At 67.3% G+C, this 205-nt stretch carries 1 protein-coding gene; it reads left to right on the plus strand.

What is annotated here, in order from left to right; all coding sequences use genetic code 11:
• The coding region (locus IO39_RS43865) for a hypothetical protein (RefSeq protein ID WP_043638114.1) at positions 1 to 205 on the plus strand (205 nt) is incomplete at both ends.

The raw sequence follows: 205 nt of genomic DNA on the forward strand, positions 1-205 counted from the left end.
CCCGCCTGCGCAGCAACGTCAACGCGATGTTCGTGAACCTGTCGCGGCGCAGCCAGACGCTGGTGGAGCGGCAGATCACCCTGATCGACGGTCTGGAGCAGGGTGAGCAGGACGAGCAGCGGCTGGGCAACCTGTTCAAGCTGGACCACCTGGCCACCCGCATGCGCCGCAACAGCGAGAACCTGCTGGTGCTGGCCGGCCAGGA

Source organism: Nonomuraea candida, from assembly GCF_000725485.1.
Classification (GTDB): domain Bacteria; phylum Actinomycetota; class Actinomycetes; order Streptosporangiales; family Streptosporangiaceae; genus Nonomuraea; species Nonomuraea candida.